The organism is Thioalkalivibrio sp. ALE20 (assembly GCF_000381405.1).
Lineage (GTDB): Bacteria > Pseudomonadota > Gammaproteobacteria > Ectothiorhodospirales > Ectothiorhodospiraceae > Thioalkalivibrio.
Genome location: NZ_KB906479.1, coordinates 1 through 23,119, shown reverse-complemented (window position 1 = coordinate 23,119; position 23,119 = coordinate 1). Strand labels below are relative to the sequence as shown.

Here is a 23,119-nt window from a genome sequence, read left to right as displayed (position 1 = left end):
TGCACGCAACATCCGGAGCTAGCCCATGGCCCGCATAACTGTCGAGGACTGCCTCGAAAAAGTCGACAACCGCTTCGAGCTGGTGATGATGGCCGCCCGTCGCGCCCGGCACATCGCCCACGGCAAGGAACCCCGGGTCCCCGAGAACAACGACAAGCCGACGGTCATCGCCCTGCGCGAGATCGCCGCCGGCGAGGTCGGGACCGAGGTGTTCGACGAACACGACGAGCGGCCGCAGAACCAGATGCTGGATTTCTCCACGATCCGGCACCTGGAACAGCTCGAAGCCGACGAACGGTAGGTGGAGCCCATGGCCGCTGGGCTGTCCGCGCCCGGGGCCGTCTCCTCGGCTCCCTCGGGCTCCGCACGTTTCCTGATCAGCGACCTGTGCGCTGAGCTCGAGGCGTATCTGGAGCCGGAGCAGGTCGAGGAGGTCTATCGCGCTTACCTGTTCGGCGCCGAGGCCCACGACGGCCAGACCCGCAAGACCGGCGAGCCGTACATCTACCACCCCCTGGCCGTGGCCCGCACCATGGCCGAGATGCGCATGGACCACCGCGCGATCTGCGCGGCCATCCTCCACGACGTGATGGAGGACACCCCCACCAGCAAGGACCGCATCCACGCCGAGTTCGGCGAGGAGGTCGCGGAGCTGGTCGACGGGGTCTCCAAGCTGACCCACCTGCAGTTCCAGTCGAAGGCCGAGGCGCAGGCGGAGAACTTCCGCAAGATGATGCTGGCGATCACCCGCGACATCCGGGTGATCCTGGTCAAGCTGGCCGACCGCCTGCACAACATGCGGACCCTGGGCGTGATGCGCCCGGACAAGAAACGCCGCATCGCCAACGAGACCCTGGAGATCTACGCCCCCATCGCCCAGCGCCTGGGGATGAACGCGATGCGCCGCGAGCTGGAGCACCTCGGGTTCACCGCCAAGCATCCGTGGCGCGCGGCGGTGCTGGAGAAGGCCATGCGCGAAGCCCGCGGCAACCGCCGCGAGCCGATGCGCAACATCGAGCAGGCGATCTGCTCGCGCATGGAGGCCGCGGGCATCGAGGGCCGCATCACCGGGCGCGAGAAATCGCTCTACAGCATTTACCGCAAGATGCTGTCCAAGCGCAACACCTTCGAGGACGTCTTCGACGTCTTCGCGATCCGCATCGTGGTCGACAGCATGGACACCTGCTATCGCTCGCTGGGGGTCGTGCACAACCTGTACAAGCCGGTGCCGGGGCGCTTCAAGGACTACATCGCGATCCCCAAATCCAACGGCTATCAGTCGCTGCACACCGTGCTTTTCGGCCCGCACGGCATCCCCATCGAGATCCAGATCCGCACCACCGAGATGGACCGCGTGGCGGAGAGCGGCATCGCCGCGCACTGGCAGTACAAGGCCGGCGGCGAACTGGCGCAGACCGCGCAGAGCCGCGCGCGCGAATGGCTCAAGGACGTCCTCGAGATCCAGAACAGCGTGGGCAACTCCATCGAGTTCCTGGAGAACGTCAAGGTCGACCTGTTCCCCGACGAGGTCTACACCTTCACCCCGGGGGGCGACATCCTGGTGCTGCCGCGCAATGCCACGCCCATCGATTTCGCCTACGCGGTGCATTCGGACGTGGGCAACCGCTGCGTGGCGGCCAAGATCGACCGTCAGCTGGCGCCGCTGTCCAGTCGCCTGCAAAGCGGCCAGACGGTGGAGATCGTCACGGCGGAGGGCGCCCGGCCCAACCCCGCCTGGCTGTCCTTCGTGGTCACCGGCAAGGCCCGCAGCGGCATCCGCCACTGCCTGAAGTCGATGCAGACCGACGAGGCCCGCGCCCTTGGGCGGCGACTGCTGGAAAAGGCCCTGTCCGCGCTGGACTCCAGCCTGGCGCGGGTTTCCCCGGCGCAGCTGGACCAGCTGCTGGACGCCATGCAGCTGCGGGACCTGGATGCCCTGCTGGCCGAGATCGGCCTCGGCAACCGCATGGCCGGCCTGGTGGCCCGCCAGCTGACGGGCCTGGAGACCGCGGAAACCGCGGAAGTCGAGGGCGAGACCAGCGGCGACGAGACTCCGACCCTGGCCATCCGCGGGACCGAGGGCATGGTCCTGAATTACGGGCGCTGCTGCTATCCCATCCCGGGCGACCCGATCGTGGGCCAGCTGAGTGCCGGACGCGGGCTGGTGATCCATCGCGAGAACTGCCGCAACCTGCACGAAGGCCGCGAGCGCCCCGACCGCACCATCGACCTCCAGTGGTCGCACGAACCGGGCCTGCAGTTCACCGCCGCGATCCGCACCCGCACCGCGAACCGTCGCGGGGCGCTGGCGGAGATGGCCGCGAACATCGCCGATCAGGGCTCGAACATCGAGCACATCTCCTTCAACGAGCAGGACGGGCATTCCACCGCGATGACCTTCCTGCTCACGGTGCGCGACCGCCGGCACCTGGCGCAGATCATGCGCATGCTGCGGCGCCTGCCCGACGTCCTGAAGATCTCCCGCCCGCGAGGCTGATGCGGTAAGGTGCCGGTCGCACAGTTATGGCGCACAGCAATCAGGAGACCTCATGTCCCGCGAAGTGATCCAGACCGAAACCGCCCCGGCCGCCATCGGCCCCTACTCGCAGGCGGTGCGTACCGGCGACACCCTGTACCTGTCGGGCCAGATCCCGCTGGACCCGGCCACCATGGAACTGGTGGACGGAAGCATCGAGGCCCAGATCCGCCGGGTGTTCGACAACCTCGCCGCGGTGCTGGAAGCCGCCGGCGCCGGGCTGGGCGACATCGCCAAGCTCAACATCTACCTCACCGATCTGACCCATTTCCCGCTGGTCAACGAGCTGATGAGCGAATACTTCGGCGAGCCCTACCCCGCGCGCGCGGCCATCGGCGTGGCCGCCCTGCCCAAGGGTGCCCAGGTGGAGATGGACGCCATCGCCTGGTGCCCGCGGGGCTGAGGCCCCGCGCCCCGGAGCACTGCAGATGGACCTGCAGGCCCCGCTGACCGAACTCACCGGCGTGGGACCGCGCCAGGCCGAGCGCCTGGCGCGGCTGGGCCTGCATGTCTGCGGCGACCTGCTGTTCCACCTGCCGCTGCGCTTCGAGGACCGCACCCGCATCACCCCGCTGGACCGCCTGCGCCCGGGCCGCGCCGCCCTGTTCGAAGGCGTGGTCGAGCGCAGCGAGGTGGTGATCCGCCGCCGGCGCATGCTGGTGGTCACCCTGGGGGACGGTCAGGGCCTCATTACCCTGCGCTTCTTTCACTTCGGCAACGCGCAGCAGAAACGCCTGGCGACCGGGACCCGGGTCCGCGCCTTCGGCGAACCACGGGGCGTGCCCGGTGCGCTGGAATGCGTGCACCCGGAGACCGAGATCGTCGATCCGGATGCCCCGCCGGCGCTGGAACAGCGCCTGACCCCGGTCTACCCGGTCACCGACGGCGTGTCGCAGCCGCTGCTGCGCAAGCTGGTGCGCCAGGCCCTGCCCGGCATCCGGCAGCTGCCCGATCTCCTGCCGGAACTGGAGCGTGACGGCCTGCCGCCGCTGCAGCAGGCCGTGCAGGACCTGCACCAGCCGCCCCCCGACACGCAGACCGCGGCGCTCGAGCCCGGCATCGACGGGCGCTCGGCCGCGCAGACCCGGCTCGCGCTGGAGGAACTGGTCGCGCACCAGCTCGCCCGCCTGCAGCATGCCCGGACCGAACCCGACGAACACGCCCCGGCGCTGGCCCCGCCCGGCGACCTGTGGAAGCGCCTGCATGCCGGGCTTCCGTTCCCGCTGACCGGCGCCCAGCAGCGCGTGATCGGCGAGATCCGGGCGGATCTCGCCCGCCAGCAGCCGATGAACCGCCTGCTGCAGGGCGACGTGGGCTCGGGCAAGACCCTCGTCGCGGTGGCCGCGGCGCTGGCCGCGGTGGAGGCCGGCTACCAGGTTGCGTTCATGGCCCCCACCGAGCTGCTGGCCCGCCAGCACGCACGCAACCTGGCCGCCTGGCTGGAGCCCATGGGGATCCCCGTCGCCTGGCTGGGTGGACGCCAGGGGCGCAGCGAACGCGGCCAGCTGCTGAACGAACTGGCCAGCGGGGCGCGGCCGGTGGCCGTGGGCACCCATGCGCTGTTCCAGGAGGACGTGCATTTCCATCGCCTCGGGCTGGCGGTGGTGGACGAGCAGCACCGCTTCGGCGTGCATCAGCGCATGGCGCTGCGCGAGAAGGGCAACGGCCACACCCCGCACCAGTTGATCATGACCGCCACGCCCATCCCGCGCACCCTCGCGATGACGCTGTACGCCGGGCTGGAGACCTCGATCATCGATGAACGCCCGCCGGGGCGCACGCCGGTGCGCACGGCGCTGATCAGCCACGAACGCCGCGACGAGGTGATCGAACGCATCCGCGTGGCCTGCGGCGACGGCACCCAGGCCTACTGGGTGTGTCCGCTGGTGGAAGACTCGGAGCAGCTGGAGGCCGAATCCGCCGAGGCCACCCGCGAGCGCCTGGCCGAGGCCCTGCCGGGGCTGCGCATCGGGCTGGCACACGGACGCATGAAGGGCAGCGAGCGCGACCAGGTGATGGAGGAATTCCGCCGCGGTGCGATCGACCTGCTGGTGGCGACCACGGTGATCGAGGTCGGCGTGGACGTGCCCAACGCCAGCCTGATGATCATCGAGAATGCCGAGCGCATGGGCCTGTCGCAGCTGCACCAGCTGCGCGGGCGCGTGGGGCGCGGCAATGCCGCCAGCGCCTGCGTGCTGCTGTATCGCCCGCCGTTGGGCGACACCGCGCGCGAGCGTCTGGAGGCGATGCGGCGCACCGACGACGGGTTCGAGATCGCCGAGGTGGACCTGCGCCTGCGCGGGCCGGGCGAACTGCTGGGCACCCGCCAGACCGGCGACCGCAGCTTCCGCGTGGCCGACTGGTCGCGTGACCAGGACCTGCTGCCGCGCGCGACCCGCATCGCCGAGGGGCTGCTGCAGGATCCGCCGCGCGGCGGCGCGCTGATCGAGCGCTGGCTGGGGGATGCGACCCGCTACGGCCAGGTCGGCTGACGGCCGCTACCGATCGCCGCGCAGGTGGTCCTTCAGCCGCTGCAGCTCGTCTTCCGACCAGCCTTCGGGATCCGTCACGTGGCGCCAGGCGTAGACATAGTGTTCCGGGGCATACACATGGCCGTAGCCCACCGGGGCATCATCCGCGGCGGCCACGTCGATCGCCAGCTGCAGCATGGTCACCACCGGGTACCATTGCAGCTTGTCGGTCACGTCCGGGCCGCGCGGTTCTTCCATCCATTCCGGCTGGCGGTAGAAGGCCTCGGGCTCGAAGAAGGTGACGGGGTCGCTGGCGTACTGCAGGTACACGATGCGCATCGCCCCCCATTCGGCACCGGGGATCTCCAGGTGCGGATCCTGGTTGGTGAAGCGCACGATCGAACTGTCGCGAAAGCGCGGCAGCCACGCGGGCGAGTCGGGCTCGCGCTGCGCGGTGATCTCGCGCCAGGCCTCGGACCGGAACGGCGGCCCGCTCCACAGCGCACCGGAGAACGGATCGCCGACGATGTCGTACAGATCCGCCGCGCGCTCGGAATTCAGCGCCCCCAGGCTGAGACCATGGAGATACAGCTCGGGGCGCTCCTCGGCAGGCAGCTCGCGCCAGTAGCCGTAGATCTCGGCGAACACCGCCTGCGCGGTCTCCAGCCCGTAGGATGACTCCGACATCAGCGACAGCCAGCTGGGCAGGTAAGAGTACTGTACCGCCACGGAGGCCACGTCGCCGCGGTGCAGATATTCCACCGCCTGCATCGCGTCGCGATCCACCCAGCCGCGCCCGGTGGGCGTGGCCAGCACCAGCACCGAGCGGTCGAAGGCATCGGTGCGCCGGAGTTCGTCCAGCGCCAGGCGAGCACGCTCCTCGATGGTCTCCGCCGCGTTCAATCCGACATAGACCCGCAGCGGTGCCGGGGTCGGCTGGCCGAAGAATTCGCTCATCTCGCCGCGGGTGGGGGTGAAGCCCACGTAGCGCCGCCCGTGCTGGCCGAGGTCCTCCCAGCCGATCAGCGATGCCTCGCTGCCCGACAGCAGCGGGTCGCCCGGGTGCTCCACGTCCGCCTCCATGCGCACGTCGAACTGCTGAAAGGTCCGGTCGGCCGTGCGCAGACCGTATTCCAGCAGCACCCCGTCGATCACCGCCCAGAACAGCGACAGCGCGACGATGACGCCGGTCACGTTGGCCAGCCGCCGCGGAATGAAACGGCGCAGACGCACGGCCACAAAGCGGAAACTGAGCAGGAACAGCCGCCCCACCGCCAGCGCTGCCGCAAACACCGCCAGGCCGATCATCCCGGTACGGAACGGATGCGCGCTGTCCACCGGGTCCAGCTCCATCAGCTCGCGGATCGAGTTCTGCCACTGGGCCGCCTGCATCAGGAACGCGACCGCGATGATCGCGCACAGCACGGCGGCGACGCTGACCATGATCCGGTGCACCCGCTCGCCGGCCTCCGGCAGCTCGAGGTAGGCCCACAGCCAGTGCAGGAAGACCCCGAGCAGATAACCCGCCGACAGGGAGATCCCGGACAGGATGCCCTGCATCTCCCAGGTGCGCGGGATCAGGCTGGGCGACAGCGAAGCGGCGAAGAACAGCGTGCCCAGCAACAGCCCCGGCACCGACAGCGAGGCCGCCAGGCGCCGCGCCCAGCCCGGCGCCAGCCAGCGGGGCAACGGGGTGCGGGCGGCCATACGGGCCAAGGAATCGGGGAACGACATCACGCTTCAGCGGCGGGCGTACACCGACGGCTGTCCCGGCGGCGGTGGGTGGAAACGCTTGTAGGCCCAGTTGTACTGCTCCGGGCAGCGCCGCACCAGGTCCTCGACGATGCGGTTGACCGCCGCGGCGGCACGCGCGGGATCCGGGTCCCGCACCTCGGGCCCGGCCTCGATCTCGTGGTAGCGAAAGCCGCGCCCGCGCGGCAGGCGTTCGGCGAACAGGAAGACCACGTGGTCGTCGCGCCCGCGCAGCAGGCGCGGCAGCAGGGTCATGGTCAGGGCCTGGCGGCCAAAGAACGGCGCGTGCACGCCCGAGGTCCCTTTCGGGCTCTGGTCGGGGAGCACGCCGATGATCTCGCCGGCATCGCGTGCCTTCTGCAGGATGCGCAGACCGGAACGGTCGGCCGGCGCCAGTTTCGCCCCGGTGGCGGCGCGCGCCTCGCGCACCCAGCGGTCGATCTCGGGGGTCGGCAACGGGCTGTACAGCGTGGCCATGGGGCCGTGGGTGGCCGCCTGCAGGCCGGCGAATTCCCAGGAACCCAGATGCGGCGTGGCCAGGAACAGGGCCCGCCCGGGCTCGCGCTGCTGCAGCCGGGCGTAATGCGGTGGAGCCTCCGCCAGCGCCGCCAGGCGCTCGGGCGAGGCCCGCCACAGCCAGGGCGATTCGGTCAGCGACCGCGCCATGGCCTGCAGCGAACGCCGCGCAGTGCGCCGGTGCCAGGCCGGATCCATGTCCGGGAAACACAGCGCCAGATTGATGCGCGTGAGCCGCGCCGAACGCGTGGGCAGCAGCCAGACCAGCGTCCCCAGCAGCCCGCCCAGCGCGTGATTGACCCGCAGCGGCAGGCGCCCCAGCACCCGCAGGACCATGCCGATCAGGCGGTCGCGCAGCTGCCGCCGCTCAGCCATCGGCCGGCTCCCCGCGGGGCACCGGTTCCGCGGACCGCGGCCCGTTTGAAGCGGCGGGGGCCTCGTCCGGCCCCGGAATCCCGCCCTCGGTCATCAGCGGGCGCAGGGTGGTGCGCAGGTTGCGGAACAGTTCGCCGAACTCGCCCTCCTCGCGCGCCAGCAGCGCCTTCATGTGCTCGCGCCGGGTGGGCATGGAGAAGCAGGCCGGGCAGTTGTCGAGGATCACCGGCAATCCGGCCGCCTCGGCAAAGTCGCGGGTCTGGCGCTCGCGCACGTAGACCAGCGGTCGGATCACGCGCAGGTCGCCGGCGTCGATGCGGTAATGGGCCTTCATGGTGCGCAGCTGACCACCGTGGAAGGCACTCATCAGGAAGCTCTCGGCGAGGTCGTCCAGGTGCTGGCCCAGCGCCAGCACGTTGTAGCCGTGCTCGCGCGCGGTGCGATACATCAGGCCGCGTTTCATGCGCGAGCAGAAGGAACAGAACGAGTCGTTATCCATGTGCTCGCCGGCCAGCTCGGCGATCGGCTCGGAGACGAAGTGATACGGGATCCCGTAGCCGCCGAGGTAGTCCTGCAGGCGCTCCGGGTCGAAGCCGTCGATCTCCGGGTCGATGGTCACCGCACCCACCTCGAAATGCACCGGCGCGCGACGCGCCAGCTCGTGCAGCAGCCACAGCAGGGTCAGTGAGTCCTTGCCACCGGACAGACCGACCAGCACGCGGTCGCCGTCACGGATCATGTCGAACTCGCGGATCGCCTGACCCGCCAGCCGGCGGATGGAACGAGGAACGGACGGGGTTTCCATGCCCGCAACATAGGGACGGGGCGCGGCCCGCGCAAGCCCCGACGCCGGCCGCGAGGGGATGCACCGGGGCGGTGCGGCTGCCCTTGAGCGCGCGGGCGTCTGCACCAGCCCGGTTCACCCGCGCGATCGGGGTCCGGCACCCGGGCGCCCCGGACGGGAAAGACGGGCCGAATCACCGTGGCACCCGGCTTGCATGAGTCCCGGGACGGACACCGCGCGGAACTTCGACATGTACGACCGCAAGACCCTGACCCTCGCCGGCGAGCTCAAGCGCGCCCTGCGCAGCGAGTTCCCGGCGGTGGGTCGTCTCTCGTTCGCCGACCCGGATTTCATGGAGGTGCTGCTGGACTATGCCGGCCGCAGCCGATCGAGCATGGTGCAGGCGGCGGCGATGACCCTGCGGGGGCATCTGAGCGCCCCGGCGGCATCCCGATCCGAGGCCGATGCGGACGCCGACAACGCGCGGGAAGAAGGTTCGGCCGCGGAGCCGGGGGAGACACCGGACACCCCGGGTACAACCGATGCCGCCGAACCCGCGAAGAAGAAGGGTCGCCGGGTCTATCGCGGGAAGGTGATCGACGACGACTGACAGCCGCGCCGTTTTTGGCCAGACTTGGGGCTCGTGTAACTCGAGGCCTGCCATGGACGCGCTCTACCCCCCGACCGAACCCCATACCACCGGCACCCTGGAGGTTGGCGACGGCCACCGCCTGTACTACGAGGAATGCGGCAACCCGGAAGGCATCCCTGCGGTGTTCCTGCACGGCGGCCCCGGGTCCGGCTGCGAGCCCTGGCATCGACGGTTCTTTGATCCGGCACGCTATCGCATCGTGCTGTTCGACCAGCGCGGCTGCGGCCGCTCCACCCCGCACGCCAGCCTGGAGGCGAACACCACCTGGCACGCGGTGGCCGACATCGAAAGGCTGCGGGAGGAACTGGGGATCGAGCGCTGGGTGGTGTTCGGCGGGTCCTGGGGCTCCACCCTGGGGCTGGCCTATGCGCAGACGCACCCCGGCCGGGTGCTGGGCCTGGTGCTGCGCGGGATCTTCCTGTGCCGGCCGCGCGACATCCAGTGGTTCTACCAGGCGGGGGCCGACCGCCTGTTCCCCGAGGCCTGGGCGGCCTATCGCGACCACATCCCTGCGGAGGAACGCGACGACCTGGTGGCGGCCTATCATCGGCGCCTGACCGACCCGGACCCGGCGGTGCGCGAGGCGGCCGCGCAGGCGTGGTCGGCCTGGGAGGGACATGCCTCCTGCCTGATCCCCAACGACGACGTGATCGACCACTTCGAGGACCCGGAGGTGGCCCTGAGCCTGGCGCGCATCGAGTGCCACTACTTCAGCCACGACACCTTCCTGGAACCGGACCAGCTGCTGCGCGATGCCGGGCGCCTGCGCGACATCCCGGGCTTCATCGTGCACGGGCGCTACGACGTGGTGTGCCCGGTGGAGCAGGCGGTGGCGCTCGCCGAGGTCTGGCCCGAGGCGGATCTGCAGATCGTCCCGGATGCCGGGCATTCGGCCGCCGAGCCGGGGATCGCGCGGGCGCTGGTCGCCGCCACCGATCGCCTGACCCACCTGGCGGGCGGGCTGGAGCCGGGCAGTGGCAGGGCGCGGACATGATCAGCCTGATCCAGCGGGTCAGCCGGGCGCGGGTGGAGGTCGCCGGGGAGATCACCGGCGAGATTGGCACCGGGCTGCTGGCGCTGGTGGGGGTGGAACCGGACGACGACGAATCGGCAGTCGAGCGCATGCTCGACCGCCTGCTGGGCTATCGCGTGTTCCCGGACGAGGAGGGGCGCATGAACCGCTCGCTGGGGGAGACCGGCGGCGGGCTGCTGCTGGTGCCGCAGTTCACCCTGGCGGCGGATACCGGCAAGGGCATGCGCCCCAGCTTCACCACGGCCGCTCCCCCGGAGCGTGGCGAGGCCCTGTTCCACCACCTGCTGCAGCGGGCGCAGCAGCGCCACGAACCGGTCGCGACCGGGCGCTTCGGCGCCGACATGCAGGTGAGCCTGACCAACGACGGCCCGGTCACGTTCTGGCTGCAGGCCCGGCCCCGGGGCTGAACCGCGTTCGGACTCAGACGTCCAGCACCAGACGCGCCGGGTCCTCGATGGCCTCCTTGATCGCCACCAGGAACTGCACGGCGTCGGCGCCGTCGACCAGGCGGTGGTCGTAGGACAGCGCGACGTACATCATCGGCCGGATCACCACCTCGCCGTCCACCGCCACCGGGCGTTCCTTGATCGCGTGCATGCCGAGGATGGCGCTCTGCGGCGGATTGACGATGGGCGTGGAGAACAGCGAACCGAACACCCCGCCGTTGGTGATGGTGAAGGTGCCGCCGCGCAGCTCGTCGATATCCAGCTTGCCGCTGCCGGCACGCTCGGCGAAGTCGCGGATGCGGCGTTCGATGTCGGCAATGGAGGCGTTGCCGGTATCGCGCAGCACCGGAACCACCAGTCCGCGCGGGGACGACACCGCGATGCCGATGTCGGTGTAGTGGTGGTAGACGATCTCCTCCCCGTCCAGCGCGGCGTTGATCACCGGGAAACGCTGCAGGGCTCGGGTGGCCGCAGCCACGAACAGCCCCATGAAGCCGAGCTTGATGCCGTGGGTCTGCTCGAAGGCATCCTTGTAGCGCCCGCGCAGGGCCATGGCCTGCGACATGTCGATCTCGTTGAAGGTGGTCAGCATCGCAGTGGACTGCTTCGCCTCCAGCAGGCGTTCGGCGATGCGCGCCCGCAGGCGGCTCATAGGTACCCGCTCGGTGCCGCGCTCGCCGGCCGCACGCGGCGCCTCGCCCTCCGGCTCCGCTCCGGCCGGCTCGCGCGTGGCAACGCGTCCGGAGCCACTGGCCGCCGGACGCCGGGATTCACCCCCGCCGTCACCCCGGGCCTCGGCCCCGGAGCCGCCCGCCGCCTGGCGTGCGCGCTCGACATCCTCGCGCTGGATACGGCCATCGGGCCCGGTGCCGCGCACCTGATCCTCGCGCAGGCCGGCCTCCTGCAGCAGGCGGCGTACCGCCGGGCTCGGCGGGGGCGGCGAGCCGGCATCCGCGGCCGGTTCGGACTCGGGGCCTTCGTCCGCTTCGTCGGCCTCGGCCGAGGCGGGGTCGGGTTCGGGCTCGACGTGCTCCCCGGCCGCCGGGGCCTCCTCGGCGGCCTGTGCCGGGGCCGGGCCCAGATGGCCGAGCACGTCATCGGCGTGCACGGTGTCGCCTTCGGCCACGGCCAGGTCGACCAGGGTTCCGTCGGCGGGGGCGTTGACCTCCAGCACGACCTTGTCGGTCTCCAGCTCGGCGATCAGTTCGTCGCGGCGTACGGCATCGCCCGGCTTCCGGTGCAGGGCGATCACCGTGGCGTCGGCCACGGATTCGGGGAGTTGCGGAACCTGGATCGGGGTCTGCTCGGCGGACATCGGGCTTCCTTTTCGGCGGTTTTGCGGGACGGACTCAGGGTGTCGGGTGCGGCAGGTCACGACTGCCCAGCGGGCCGAAGGCGCGCTCCAGCAGTTCCTCGTGCTGCGACCGGTGGACCTCGGGATAGCCCACCGCCGGGGCCGCCGCCGGCGGGCGCGCAACCGCGTGCAGGGCATGACCGCGCTCGGCCAGCAGCGGGGCCAGGCGCGGATACACGAAGCCGAGATAGCCCTGGTTTTCCGGCTCGTCCTGGATCCAGACGAATTCCTCGGCCTGCGGATAACGCTCCAGTACCTCGCGCATGCGGTCGCAGGGGAACGGGTAACACTGCTCCAGGCGCACTACGGCGACATCCTCGCGTTCGTCGGTCTGGCGGGTGGAGACCAGATCGTAGTGGATCCGGCCGCTGGTCAGCAGGACCCGACGGACCTGCTGCGGATCGGTCACCTCCGGATCGTCCAGCACGGTCTCGAACCGTCCTTCGGCGAGGTCCTCCAGCGAGGAAACGGCCTGACGGTGCCGCAGCAGGCTCTTGGGGGTCATGACCACCAGCGGCTTGCGGTAGGGACGCACCATCTGCCGGCGCAGCAGATGGAAGATCTGCGCCGGCGTGGTCGGCACGCATACCTGCATGTTCTCCTGCGCCGCCAGCTGCAGGAAGCGCTCGGGGCGCGCGGAGGAATGCTCCGGTCCCTGGCCCTCGTAGCCGTGCGGAAGGAACAGGGTCAGGCCACACAGCCGCCCCCATTTCTGCTCACCGGAGGAGATGAACTGGTCGATCACCACCTGGGCGCCGTTGACGAAGTCTCCGAACTGCGCCTCCCAGATCACCAGCGCCTCGGGGGCCGCGGTGGCGTAACCGTATTCGAACGCGAGCACGGCCTCCTCGGACAGCAGCGAGTCGATGACCAGGAAGCGCGGATGGTCCGGATCCAGTCGGCGCAGCGGGACGTAGGTGTCGCCGGTGTTGCGTTCGTGCAGCACGCTGTGACGATGGAAGAAGGTCCCGCGCCCGGAGTCCTGTCCGGACAGGCGCACGCGATAGCCGTCCTGGATCAGGCTGCCGTAGGCCAGGGTCTCCGCAGCACCCCAGTCCAGCGACTGTTCACCGCGCGCCATCTGGCGCCTCGCCTCGAGGATCTTGTGCACCCGCGGGTGGGGCTCGAAGCCCTCCGGCGGGGTCGACAGGTGTTCCAGCGCGGTCGCCAGACGCTCGCGGTCGACGCCGGTATCGACCGGCTGATCCCAGGGCTGATGCAGGTACGGACCCCAGTTGGTGCCGCCGGCGCGGGTCTCGCGGGTGCGATCGCGCAGCAGCGAGTCGGCCACCGCCTCGCCGGCATCCAGCCGGTCGCGGTAGGCGTCGAGGATCTGCTCCTGCTGCTGCGCGTCGGTCAGGCCTTCCTCGATCAGCTGACGGGCATAGCGCTCGCGGGTAGTCGGCAGGTCGCGGATGCGGTGGTACATGCGCGGCTGGGTCGCGGCGGGTTCGTCGGCCTCGTTGTGCCCCTGACGGCGATAGCAGACCAGGTCGATGACCACGTCCTTGCCGAACCGCATGCGGTAATCCAGCGCGATCTGGGTCACGAACACCACCGCCTCGGGGTCGTCGCCGTTCACGTGCAGGATGGGCGCATTCACCATCTTGGCGACATCGGTCGCGTAATGCGTCGAACGTGCATCCTTCAGCGTGCTGGTAGTGAACCCGATCTGATTGTTCACGACCACGTGCACGGTGCCCTTGGTGGAGAACCCGCGGGTCTGCGACATGTTGAGGGTTTCCATCACCACGCCCTGGCCGGCGAAGGCCGCATCGCCGTGGATCACCACCGGCATCACCCGGTTGCCCTGCCGGTCGCCCAGGCGCACCTGGCGCGCGCGCACCGAACCCTCGACCACCGGCGTCACGATCTCCAGATGCGACGGGTTGAAGGCCAGCGCCAGATGCACCGGTCCACCGGGGGTCTCCACATCGGACGAGAACCCCATGTGGTACTTGACGTCACCGGTGCCCCGATCATCGCGCGGGCGCCCTTCGAACTCGTCGGCGAGCTCGCCCGGCGATTTGCCCAGCAGGTTCACCAGCACGTTGAGACGGCCACGATGCGCCATGCCCAGCACGAGCTCGGTCAGGCCGCGTGCGCCACCGCGCTGGACCAGGGCATTGAGCAGCGGGATCAGGCTCTCCGCGCCCTCCAGCGAGAAGCGCTTCTGGCCCACGTAGCGCTTGTGCAGGTAGCGCTCCAGGCCCTCGGCGGCAGTGAGGCGCTCGAGGATCGCCAGGCGGGTATCGTCGCCGAAACCGAAGCGCCCGTGCGCCGACTCCAGGCGCTCCTGCAGCCAGCGCTTCTCGTCGGTGGCCGTGATGTGCATGTATTCCGCGCCGATGCTGGCGCAGTAGGTCTCGCGCAGGACCTGTTCGATGGTGTCCAGCGGTGCCGGACCGTCAAGGAACAGCGAGCCGGGGTCGAAGCTCATGTCCGGGCTCACGCCTTCCAGCCCGTGGTATTCGCGGCTCAGCTCGCGCGGTGCCACCGGGGCCTCGCGCTCCAGCGGGTCCAGACGCGCGCCGAAATGCCCGAGGTAACGATAGGCGTTGATGAACTGCAGCACGCGGATCTGCAGGCGCTCGTGCTCCAGGTCGGGGCGATCGGTATGCCGGCGGCGCTCCTCGCCCCGCGCCGGCGCACGCGCCTGCGGTGCCGCATCCTCCAGGGCCCGGAAATAGTCGGCCCAGGCCGCCGGGACCGAAGACGGATCCTCGCGGAAACGCTCCAGCAGCGTCTCGGCAAACGCCAGATTGTCCGGGTGGGGGTCCTGTCCGGAAACCGGTTGATCCAGCCGATGGCGGGATGACATGTCGTTCATGGTGGTCCTGTGACGTCGGGCGTGCGCGCGAAGTTCTGCAGACCTCGACTGTACCGCGTTTGCTACCATGCGCGCATGGACGTTTCTCCCCTTCTTGAAGGCCTCAATCCGGCGCAGCGCGAGGCCGTGGCCGCGCCGTCGCAACCCGTTCTGGTGCTGGCCGGTGCCGGCTCCGGCAAGACCCGCGTGCTGGTCCACCGCATCGCGTGGCTGATCGGCGTGGAGAACATCGCCCCGCACGGACTGCTGGCGGTGACCTTCACGAACAAGGCCGCCAGCGAGATGCGCGGGCGCATCGAGGAACTGCTGGACTATCCGGCCAGCGGGCTGTGGGTGGGGACCTTCCACGGTCTGGCCCACCGCCTGCTGCGTCAGCACTGGCAGGAGGCCGGACTGCCGCAGAGCTTCCAGATCCTGGATTCCGACGACCAGCTGCGCATGGTCAAGCGCGTGCTGCGCGGGCTGGAGCTGGAGGAGTCCCACTGGCCGCCGAAGCAGGCGCAGGGCTACATCAACGCGCGCAAGGACGAGGGCTCGCGCCCGGAACACCTTCCGGACACCGGCGACCCGATCGCGCGGCAGTGGGTGCGCATCTACACCGCGTATCAGCAGGCCTGCGAGCGCGCCGGGGTGGTGGACTTCGCCGAGCTGCTGCTGCGCTCGCTGGAACTGCTGCGCGACAATCCGGGGCTGCTGGAACACTACCGCACGCGCTTTCGCCACGTGCTGGTGGACGAGTTCCAGGACACCAACGACATCCAGTACGCCTGGCTGCGGCTGATCGCCGGCGCCATCCCGGTGTTCGCGGTGGGCGACGACGACCAGTCGATCTACGGCTGGCGCGGGGCGAAGATCGAGAACATCCAGCACTTCCAGAAGGACTACCCCGGCACCCGGGTCGTGCGGCTGGAACAGAACTACCGCTCCACCGCCAGCATCCTCAACGCCGCCAACGCGCTGATCCGCCACAACAGCGGCCGTCTGGGCAAGGAGCTGTGGACCGAGGACCTCGAGGGCGCGCCGGTGCGGCTGTACACCGCGCTGAACGAGCAGGAGGAGGCGCGCTTCATCGCCGAGACCATCGCCCGGCACATCGAGGACGGCGGCCAGCACCGCGAATGTGCGGTCCTGTACCGTTCCAACGCGCAGTCGCGCGTGCTGGAAGAGACCTTCATCGCACGGCGCCTGCCGTACCGGGTGTACGGCGGGCTGCGCTTCTTCGAGCGCCAGGAGATCCGCGACGCGCTGGCCTACCTGCGCCTGGCCGGCAACAGCGACGATGACCCGGCCTTCCTGCGCGCGGTCAACCAGCCGCCGCGCGGGATCGGCGAAAAGACCCTCGACGACCTGCGCGCGGTGGCCGCGGAACAGGACATCTCGTTGCTGCGCGCGGCGCAGCGGGCGGTGCAGGCGAACGCGCTGTCCGGACGCGCGCGCAACGCGGTGGCGGGATTCCTGCAGCTGATCGAACAGATCCGCGACGCCCTGTCCGGGCGCCCGCTGGGGGAACAGGTGGAACAGGCCATCGCCCTGTCCGGGCTGCGCGAGCACTACGCGAAGGAGAAGGGCGAACGCGGCGAGGCACGCTTGGAGAACCTCGACGAGCTGGTGGGTGCGGCGCGGGCCTTCGACATGGAGGAGATCCGCGAGGAGGAAACCACCGGTGACCGCCTGACCGACTTCCTGTCACACGCCGCGCTGGAGTCGGGCGAGGGGTCGGCGGACCCCGACGAGGACGCGATCCAGATGATGACCCTGCACTCGGCCAAGGGCCTGGAGTTCCCGCTGGTGTTCCTGACCGGGCTGGAGGACGGGCTGTTCCCCAACGCCCGCTCGGTAGACGAGCCCGGCCGCCTGGAGGAAGAGCGCCGTCTGGCCTACGTGGGCATGACCCGGGCGGAGCGCCAGCTGTACCTGACCCACGCCGAGACCCGCCGGCTGTACGGCCGCGAGGCCTCCAACCCGGCCTCGCGCTTTCTCAACGAGATCCCGGAAGACATGCTCGAGGTGCTGCGCCCGCAGTCCTCGCCCTACGCCGCCGGGCGCTTCGCCGCCGCGCGCCAGCGGACCAGCAGCATGGACGCGCAGGCGGAATCGGCCCGCGAGGAGGGCCTGGCGATCGGCACCCGGGTGCACCACGCGCGCTTCGGCGAGGGGCTGGTCACGGCCTTCGAGGGCTCGGGATCCTCGGCCCGGGTACAGGTCAACTTCGCCGACGCCGGCGCCAAGTGGCTGGTGGTCGGCTTCGCCAAGCTGGACGTGCTGGCCTGACCCGAACCCTTCGACCCGCTGTTCGACCCCGAAACCTCCGGTAAGGGCTCCCGCGGGTCTTGCCCCCCCAAGGTGGCGAGCATGCTCACCTGCTCGAAGGCGTCCTCGTCGATCCAGTCGACCCGCTCGTAGCCGACATCGACCAGCGCCTGGTGGAGCATGGTCAGCCACAGGTCCAGGTGGCGGGTGTCGAGGGTGAGGCGCACGCTGCCTCCGCCGCCGATGCCGAGCACCAGGCGCAGGGAGGCGTGCAGCACGAACCGCCCGTTGTCCAGGCCGATCCGGAAGGTGGCGCCGCCGCCGACGCCGGCGCGCACCTCGGGGTTGATCTCGGCGGTGGTGAGGGTCTTCCACTGCCCGGCCTCGCGGTGGGCACGGTCCTCGCGGTGGATGCGGGCCAGGGCCTGGTAGCGCGGCAGGCGCGCAAGCAGGCCTTCGGGTGGCTGCCACAGCAGGCGGCAGTGGTTGTGGGCGGCGAGACCGGTGCCGGCTGCGTCCATGCGACACTTCTCCCTAAAAACCGTATTTCGGCGGGAAGTAGGACAACGGCGGGTCGCGGTTCAGCCAGTCCTCGGCAAGTGCCTCGGCCTCGGCGATTTCTTCGTCGATGAGCAGATCGGGAAACTCTTCCAGGTACCATTTGGCGTTCTGGTGTCGAGTTTCTTCATAAACGGCGCGGAGTATCGCCCAGCCCTTGATCGGATCGTTGTCCTTCGGGCAATAAGTCAGATCTTCGGGAGCGAGATGGCAGCCACCGTAGGTAGTCCGATTCTCTACATGGCCATGTTCAGATCCATGCACGACCCACTTCCAGGAGCCTTCCACATCGTCCTGCCGCCACAGATTGCCGGCAAGGTTGTTCATGGCCGGTGCATAGCCCTGTTCGGCGGCCTTGCGGAACCAGGGTTCGGCGGCTTTGACGTCTTCGAGCGGTGGCGGCCATTCGTCGGAGCGCTCCTGAATCCGACTGGCCCACAGATCCTGTGCCTGGGGATGGCCGGCCTTGGCCGACTGGCGTAGCCAGTCTCGCCCCTCCTCAGCATCATCCAGTGCAACGTAGATCGAATACAGCGCAAGCATGGCCTCCGGATCGCCCTTCTCGGCTCTGGGCAGCTCTTGCTCAAGGGCCATATCGACCCAGGTGTCGTGGTCCTCGGGACAGAGGTCAGCGAGTTCGCAGATCATGCCCCAGTTCAGACGAAGCATGGCGTAGGGGTCGCCCCCCAGGGCGGCGCGGTGGTACCAGTCGATGGCCTCGCGGGACATGCCGCGGTCCATGAAGCGGTGGATTTCGCCCAGGTAGTACATGGACTCGACATCGCCGGCCTCGGCCGCCTTCTCCAGATGAGGAATGGCCACGCTGCGCCAGCGGATGCCGTACAGGCGCATGCCTTCTTCCCTGGCCTGCTGGGCGGTCTGGTCAAGGTCCGGCGTTGGGTCGGCATTAACAGGTGAGGCCACAGGATCACCTGCCAATGAAAGAACAAGGACCGCGAAAATAGTGATTTTTATATTACGTAAAGACATGTTTCCGTCCCATGAACACACCCCAAGACATACCTGTTGATTCTTGCTCCTCAGTCAATCGGCGACAGATGCCTGGATAACATCCGAACGGCATTGTCGTATTTCCTGCGCTCCTCGCGCCCACCCGCAGTTGGTGAAGGTGTTGGCATAAAGCTGTCCAGACGTCGTCGGTTCTCCTCATAGGCTTCGCGCTTCGCCTCGCTGGTGGGCCGTCCGTCGCGCCCCATGCGGATCACGGCCTTCTCGAACAGTTTCTGGGCCGGGTTGGGGTCGTCGGCGGAGAAGGTGCGCTTTGGTCCGTATACGCCGTCGCCCACGCCGGAGACGATCCATTGCAGGCAGTTGAGGATGGCCTGCTGGTGGAAGCGCCTTGACTCATCGGCGTTGTATTGCTGCCCCTCCACCTCGAACGCCCTCGGCTCGCTGGTCAGGGTGTCGAGCAGGGGGCCTAGGGCTTCCGGCGGGAGCTGGCGCACCCAGGCCCGCAATTGCCGGACGCGGCGGGTGTGGGCCTCCCGGGCCTCGGGGTCGTGGCGCAGTTCGGGCGGTTCTTCGGTGGCCAGTTCATGGGCGATGCGGCTGGCCATATCGCGGCGGCGGGTGAAGCGCTCGAACCACTGGCGGATGCTGTAGGTGGTGCGCAGCAGGAACAGGCTGGCATCGACCAGGGTGACGGCGGACAGGTAGGCGAGCATGCTCATCTGCTCGAAGGCGTCCTCGTCGATCCAGTCGACGCGCTCGTAGCCGACATCGACCAGGGCCTGGTGGAGCATGGCCAGCCACAGGTCCAGGTGGCGGGGGTCGAGAGTGAGGCGCACGCTGCCCCCGCCGCCGATGCCGAGCACCAGGCGCAGGGAGGCGTGCAGCACGAACCGCCCGTTGTCCAGACCGATCCGGAAGGCAGCGCCGCCGCCGACGCCGGCGCGCACCTCGGGGTTGATCTCGGCGGTGGTGAGGGTCTTCCACTGCCCGGCCTCGCGGTGGGCACGGTCCTCGCGGTGGATGCGGGCCAGGGCCTGGTAGCGCGGCAGGCGCGCAAGCAGGCCTTCGGGTGGCTGCCACAGCAGGCGGCAGTGGTTGTGGGCGGCAAGGCCAGTGCCGGCGAAGGCATCGAGGCGGGCGTCGACGCCGTTGCGCTCGACGGGTGCGAACCCGTTGACCGTCATGCGCCCGCTGGCGGTGTCGAGCCCGGCCGCGCCGCCCAGAGCGATGGAGACGGCGGCGTGGCCGTGAAGGACGGGCTCGATACGCAGACAGTAGCGGCCAATGGAGCGTGCGTCGGGGTCGTCGGCCGCGGCGCCGAAGGGGACTTTGACCGCTTCGGCCCGGGCAGGCTCGGGCAGATGGATGGCCTCCAGGGCGAGTTCGCCGCGGGCGAAGTCGAAGGCGTGCTGGCCCTGGATCTGCAGGCGAGCGGGGTCGTCGCCCTGTCCGCGGGTGAGGGTGGCCGTGATGCCCGGGTCGTCCAGCGCCAGGCTGGGGGTAACAGCGACTCTGCGCCCGCCGGCGTCGTCGCCCGTGCTGGCGGTGTCGGCGTGCCGAACCTGGACGCCGAGACGGGCGCCGCCCTCGTCGGTATCCGCATCCGCGCGGGCCATCGGCTCGGGCAGTCGCAGCCAGAGGGTGCCGTCGCCGAAGGCGGTGTCCTCGCGCCGGTCGGGCTCGGCGTGCTCGCCGGCCAGCAGGCGCAGCAACTGGGCCGGGCCGCTGGCGTCGAACAGGCGCATGGGGTGGTTGAGCGGGTCGGCGAACAGGATCCGGCGCAGGCGCTGGCCCCATTGCTCGCGGGCGCTGTCGTCGGCGAGGCGCTCGATCGCCAGGCCCTGGCGGTCCAGGTCCTCGAAGAAGCGCTCGGGCCGGAAAAGCCCGAGGGCGTCGTCGTGCCAGTCGGGGTTCCAGTCGATGCGTCGGCAGCCACGCCGGCGAAGCCAGCCGGCGAGCGCGGTGTCGGGCATCGACCGGGGTTCGGCGATGGCGCGGCTGTCGTGTTCGTTGGCGGCGTCGCGCTGGCGGGCGGAGTGCTCGCAGGTCTCACCCAGCTGATGCAGGCTCAGGTGGTCGAGGGTGCGCGGCCGCCCGGGGCTGCTGAACTCGCGCAGGGGGAAGTCGGCGCGTACCAGCCGGTGGATCGGGCGCGGGCGGTAGAGCTCGGCCTCGCGGATGTCGTCGGGCCCCAGGTCCCAGTGGAGAACGCGCCCGGGGTACATGCGCTTGAGACGCCGCAGGGCGAGGCGGTGAAGGCGATCCATGTCCTCGCGCAGCCGGTCGAAGCGGGCCTGTTCGTCGGTGAACAGGAACACGGGCAGCGGCGTGCCGCGGGCCGTACCCTGCTCCCACTCGCGCAGGCGGGTATCCACGTCTTCCTGCAGTTGTTCGAACGCCTGCAGGTACTCGAAGTAGCGGGCCAGATGGTCGACCCCGTCGGCAAAACCCGCGTCGGGATCCTCGGCCAGCGCGAACTCGGGGGTGGCGACGCCCAGACCGGCGAGTTCGACGATGCTGTCGATGTAGTCCCGGTAGTCCTGTTCCAGCTGCGGAATGGCGAACTCGATCACCTGGGCGATCTCGCATTGCGATGCGGCCTCCGGTACCGGATCCCGGTCGCAGAGCTCGACATGCCGGCGGTACTGATCGAGGATCCGGTGCAGAGGCCGGGTCGGCGGCAGACCCTGATCCCGTTCCAGGTGGGAGCGGACCGAGTGGAACGCGAGGTCCCGGTGCTCGTGATAGCGCTGCAGGGCCTCGCGGATGCGGGTTTCGCCATCACCATGGATGAGGCCACTGTCGACCACGTAGCCCGACTCTTCGGCCTTTTTCAGGCCGCGGTGGTAGAGCGCCTGAAGCTGTTCGAGGTGGTCGTTGCTCTCGCGGGTTTTCTCCTGCGCCTGCGCGTGCGTCGGTACGCTCGAGGGCATGGCGTCATCACCGGGCCAGTTTTGCGAGGTGCTCGCGCTGTTGAATGCCTGAAAGGGCTCGTCGTCCACGACCCGTCGCAGCAGGCTGTCGGGGTCTTCGTCTTGCAATGCGGCGAGCCGTTGCAGGGTGTCGGTGAACTGCCGGCGGTCGTCCTCGGCCAGGAAACTGACCGGGTGGGCCGGCAGGAAGCTGTCCAGCACCCCGGCCTCCTCGGACAGCCGCCGGTTGCGTGCCTCGCGATCATCCATGGCGGCGATGTCGGCGAGGTCGTCGGCCGCGCCGTGCATCGCGGCGGCCGCCGTGGCATTGAGCAGCCAGAATTCGCCGGATCCGGTCAGGTAGGCGATGTCCTCCCAGCTGGAGGTGTCACAGAGGGGGCGCGGGTCTTCGTGGAAGAGTTCGTCGTCCGCTCCACGCGGACACGGGGGCCAGACCTCGGTCGGGATGGAATGACTCATGTTCAAGCCTCCTTGCTTGCCGCAAAATCAAAATCCGGCAGTCGGCGCCGCCATTCCCGGGGCTGGTGGATGCCCGCTTCCTGAAGACGCCGAAGCTGTTCAAGCCGCTGCGGAGGGACATCCTCCAGCGCAATGCCGAGTTCGCGGCCGAGCCACCATGCCAACGGGGCATCGTCCAGCGCCTGGCACTGTTCGCCGTCCAGCACGGCCACACACTCCGCCTCGCGCGGTTCGTTCCCGGTCCAGCAGCGCCAGCCGCCCGTGGGCGTCGGCGTATACACCGCCCCGAGGATGTGCAGCCAGTGATCGAACTGCATGGATGGCGCCACGGCCAGCAACGCACTCCAGGCCTCCGGTCGCTGCAGCTGCACCAGCGACTGGCCTCCCCCGGCGTCGTCCAGCACGCTCAACCGCTGCAGAAGCTCGAGACAGGGCTCCATGGCGCCACCGGGTGGCAGCCACATCCAGCCAAGCGCCCGTTCCCGGCAAAGCGACTCGGCCTGTTCCAGGGCGGGGCTGTCCACGCCCAGCCAGCCCACCCACGGGCTGTGCGCCGCCAGGGCGTCAAGTGCCGTACCGGCGAACAGGGGGATGATGCTGTCGGCGCCGTCCAAAGCATAAAGGGCGCGAGCTTCTTCCGGAGCGCGGCGCTGGTCGATGATGATCCCGAACCGCCCTGCCTTGCCGTCTTCCCCGGGCCTTTCGACGGTGTGCCCGCGGTCTCCGACGCGTGTCAGCCATTGGTGCATGGGCAGTCTTCCCTGGCGCATTCACCGGACTCCTTGTCCTTGCCACACAACACCATGCGGGCCGCCGCGCTGTTTGCGTAGATTTCGGGGTCGGGCCCGGCACCCTGCACCGCTTCCGGAGGCGGCTCGGCCTGCACATGCCCCGGCAGTTCGGGCGCCTGCGCCTGCTGGGCGCTGCCGGATCCGGGGCTGCCGCCGGAGTTGAGGCGGACGTTCGGGCCGCTGAGGGTGACGCCGGAGGGGTCGACCTTGATGAAGCTGCCGCCGGCTTCGAGGGTGATCTCGGCGCCGGCGTCGAGGACGATCTTCGTGCCGGCGGCGTGGTGGATCTCCCGTCCGGCCTCGACGAGCTGGGCGGTGCCGAAGCGCTGGTGCAGGGTGCCGTCGACGGTGAGGTGCTGGTCGGCGGCGGTGTGTTCGCGGCGTTCGCCCTGGACGGTGAGGTGTTC

General features: G+C 69.7%; 16 protein-coding genes and 1 pseudogene. 8 read left to right on the top strand and 9 right to left on the bottom strand.

Annotated elements, in window-relative coordinates; genetic code table 11:
* Positions 1 to 25: 25 nt before the first annotated feature.
* Genes rpoZ through recG form a run of 4 tightly spaced genes read left to right on the top strand, consistent with a single transcriptional unit; the run spans position 26 to position 5,028 of the window.
* Positions 26 to 301 (top strand): DNA-directed RNA polymerase subunit omega, encoded by a 276-nt coding sequence (rpoZ, locus tag F790_RS0111500; RefSeq protein ID WP_019591745.1) that lies wholly within the window; start codon positions 26 to 28, stop codon positions 299 to 301.
* 9 nt (positions 302 to 310) lie between these two features.
* The gene (gene spoT / locus F790_RS0111495; protein WP_019591744.1) at positions 311 to 2,497 is read left to right on the top strand and encodes a bifunctional GTP diphosphokinase/guanosine-3',5'-bis pyrophosphate 3'-pyrophosphohydrolase; all 2,187 of its coding nucleotides are present in this window, start codon (positions 311 to 313) and stop codon (positions 2,495 to 2,497) included.
* 52 nt (positions 2,498 to 2,549) lie between these two features.
* Positions 2,550 to 2,939, top strand: coding sequence for a RidA family protein (locus F790_RS0111490; protein ID WP_018868971.1), 390 nt, complete (start codon positions 2,550 to 2,552; stop codon positions 2,937 to 2,939).
* A gap of 25 nt (positions 2,940 to 2,964) precedes the next feature.
* The gene (recG, locus tag F790_RS0111485; RefSeq protein ID WP_019591743.1) at positions 2,965 to 5,028 is read left to right on the top strand and encodes an ATP-dependent DNA helicase RecG; all 2,064 of its coding nucleotides are present in this window, start codon (positions 2,965 to 2,967) and stop codon (positions 5,026 to 5,028) included.
* Positions 5,029 to 5,034: 6 nt separating this feature from the next.
* Here recG and F790_RS0111480 read toward each other — a convergent pair whose 3' ends face one another.
* The 3 genes from F790_RS0111480 to F790_RS0111470 are packed head-to-tail and all read right to left on the bottom strand — an operon-like array spanning position 5,035 to position 8,455.
* Positions 5,035 to 6,741 carry an alpha/beta-hydrolase family protein gene (locus tag F790_RS0111480; RefSeq protein ID WP_026332942.1) on the bottom strand — a complete coding sequence of 569 codons (1,707 nt, stop codon included), beginning with the start codon at positions 6,739 to 6,741 and terminating at the stop codon, positions 5,035 to 5,037.
* Positions 6,742 to 6,747: 6 nt separating this feature from the next.
* Positions 6,748 to 7,650 (bottom strand): lysophospholipid acyltransferase family protein, encoded by a 903-nt coding sequence (locus F790_RS0111475; protein WP_019591741.1) that lies wholly within the window; start codon positions 7,648 to 7,650, stop codon positions 6,748 to 6,750.
* Complete coding sequence (locus F790_RS0111470; RefSeq protein ID WP_018868967.1) at positions 7,643 to 8,455, bottom strand: tRNA 2-thiocytidine(32) synthetase TtcA; 813 nt, start codon at positions 8,453 to 8,455, stop codon at positions 7,643 to 7,645. The genes F790_RS0111475 and F790_RS0111470 overlap by 8 nt, the downstream gene beginning before the upstream one ends.
* Before the next feature lie 193 nt (positions 8,456 to 8,648).
* Here F790_RS0111470 and F790_RS0111465 point away from each other — a divergent pair, with 193 nt between their 5' ends.
* The 3 genes from F790_RS0111465 to dtd are packed head-to-tail and all read left to right on the top strand — an operon-like array spanning position 8,649 to position 10,526.
* Positions 8,649 to 9,044 (top strand): hypothetical protein, encoded by a 396-nt coding sequence (locus F790_RS0111465; RefSeq protein WP_019591740.1) that lies wholly within the window; start codon positions 8,649 to 8,651, stop codon positions 9,042 to 9,044.
* A gap of 52 nt (positions 9,045 to 9,096) precedes the next feature.
* Positions 9,097 to 10,080, top strand: coding sequence for a prolyl aminopeptidase (pip, locus tag F790_RS0111460; RefSeq protein WP_019591739.1), 984 nt, complete (start codon positions 9,097 to 9,099; stop codon positions 10,078 to 10,080).
* Positions 10,077 to 10,526, top strand: coding sequence for a D-aminoacyl-tRNA deacylase (dtd, locus tag F790_RS0111455; RefSeq protein ID WP_018868963.1), 450 nt, complete (start codon positions 10,077 to 10,079; stop codon positions 10,524 to 10,526). Before pip ends, dtd begins: the two co-directional genes overlap by 4 nt.
* 13 nt (positions 10,527 to 10,539) lie before the next feature.
* On the opposite strand, the gene odhB is transcribed toward dtd, so the two are convergent.
* The gene (odhB, locus tag F790_RS0111450; RefSeq protein ID WP_019591738.1) at positions 10,540 to 11,880 is read right to left on the bottom strand and encodes a 2-oxoglutarate dehydrogenase complex dihydrolipoyllysine-residue succinyltransferase; all 1,341 of its coding nucleotides are present in this window, start codon (positions 11,878 to 11,880) and stop codon (positions 10,540 to 10,542) included.
* Positions 11,881 to 11,914: 34 nt separating this feature from the next.
* Positions 11,915 to 14,749: a 2-oxoglutarate dehydrogenase E1 component gene (locus F790_RS0111445; RefSeq protein ID WP_019591737.1), complete on the bottom strand. Its 2,835-nt coding sequence runs from the start codon at positions 14,747 to 14,749 to the stop codon at positions 11,915 to 11,917.
* Between the two features lie 75 nt (positions 14,750 to 14,824).
* Between F790_RS0111445 and uvrD the strand changes: the two genes are divergently transcribed.
* Entirely contained in the window at positions 14,825 to 17,020 is a 2,196-nt protein-coding gene (gene uvrD, locus F790_RS0111440) for a DNA helicase II (RefSeq protein ID WP_019591736.1), read from the top strand.
* A gap of 513 nt (positions 17,021 to 17,533) precedes the next feature.
* Here the strand turns inward: uvrD and F790_RS0111430 are convergent.
* The 4 genes and pseudogenes from F790_RS0111430 to F790_RS14705 all read right to left on the bottom strand — a co-directional run.
* On the bottom strand, positions 17,534 to 18,547 hold the full coding sequence (locus F790_RS0111430) for a tetratricopeptide repeat protein (protein WP_026332940.1): 1,014 nt from the start codon (positions 18,545 to 18,547) through the stop codon (positions 17,534 to 17,536).
* 50 nt (positions 18,548 to 18,597) lie between these two features.
* Positions 18,598 to 21,921, bottom strand: coding sequence for a hypothetical protein (locus tag F790_RS14850; protein ID WP_019591734.1), 3,324 nt, complete (start codon positions 21,919 to 21,921; stop codon positions 18,598 to 18,600).
* Positions 21,922 to 21,923: 2 nt separating this feature from the next.
* Positions 21,924 to 22,670, bottom strand: coding sequence for a DUF4123 domain-containing protein (locus tag F790_RS0111420; RefSeq protein ID WP_019591733.1), 747 nt, complete (start codon positions 22,668 to 22,670; stop codon positions 21,924 to 21,926).
* Positions 22,655 to 23,119 (bottom strand): annotated as a pseudogene (locus tag F790_RS14705) (type VI secretion system tip protein VgrG); the annotation flags it as partial. The pseudogene F790_RS14705 and the gene F790_RS0111420, both read right to left, overlap by 16 nt.

Coding starts and splice junctions, on each gene's coding strand:
- rpoZ (WP_019591745.1), top strand. CDS start 26: ATGGCCCGCATAACTGTCGAGGACTGCCTCGAAAAAGTCGACAACCGC.
- spoT (WP_019591744.1), top strand. CDS start 311: ATGGCCGCTGGGCTGTCCGCGCCCGGGGCCGTCTCCTCGGCTCCCTCG.
- F790_RS0111490 (WP_018868971.1), top strand. CDS start 2,550: ATGTCCCGCGAAGTGATCCAGACCGAAACCGCCCCGGCCGCCATCGGC.
- recG (WP_019591743.1), top strand. CDS start 2,965: ATGGACCTGCAGGCCCCGCTGACCGAACTCACCGGCGTGGGACCGCGC.
- F790_RS0111480 (WP_026332942.1), bottom strand. CDS start 6,741: ATGTCGTTCCCCGATTCCTTGGCCCGTATGGCCGCCCGCACCCCGTTG.
- F790_RS0111475 (WP_019591741.1), bottom strand. CDS start 7,650: ATGGCTGAGCGGCGGCAGCTGCGCGACCGCCTGATCGGCATGGTCCTG.
- F790_RS0111470 (WP_018868967.1), bottom strand. CDS start 8,455: ATGGAAACCCCGTCCGTTCCTCGTTCCATCCGCCGGCTGGCGGGTCAG.
- F790_RS0111465 (WP_019591740.1), top strand. CDS start 8,649: ATGAGTCCCGGGACGGACACCGCGCGGAACTTCGACATGTACGACCGC.
- pip (WP_019591739.1), top strand. CDS start 9,097: ATGGACGCGCTCTACCCCCCGACCGAACCCCATACCACCGGCACCCTG.
- dtd (WP_018868963.1), top strand. CDS start 10,077: ATGATCAGCCTGATCCAGCGGGTCAGCCGGGCGCGGGTGGAGGTCGCC.
- odhB (WP_019591738.1), bottom strand. CDS start 11,880: ATGTCCGCCGAGCAGACCCCGATCCAGGTTCCGCAACTCCCCGAATCC.
- F790_RS0111445 (WP_019591737.1), bottom strand. CDS start 14,749: ATGAACGACATGTCATCCCGCCATCGGCTGGATCAACCGGTTTCCGGA.
- uvrD (WP_019591736.1), top strand. CDS start 14,825: ATGGACGTTTCTCCCCTTCTTGAAGGCCTCAATCCGGCGCAGCGCGAG.
- F790_RS0111430 (WP_026332940.1), bottom strand. CDS start 18,547: ATGTCTTTACGTAATATAAAAATCACTATTTTCGCGGTCCTTGTTCTT.
- F790_RS14850 (WP_019591734.1), bottom strand. CDS start 21,921: ATGAGTCATTCCATCCCGACCGAGGTCTGGCCCCCGTGTCCGCGTGGA.
- F790_RS0111420 (WP_019591733.1), bottom strand. CDS start 22,670: ATGCACCAATGGCTGACACGCGTCGGAGACCGCGGGCACACCGTCGAA.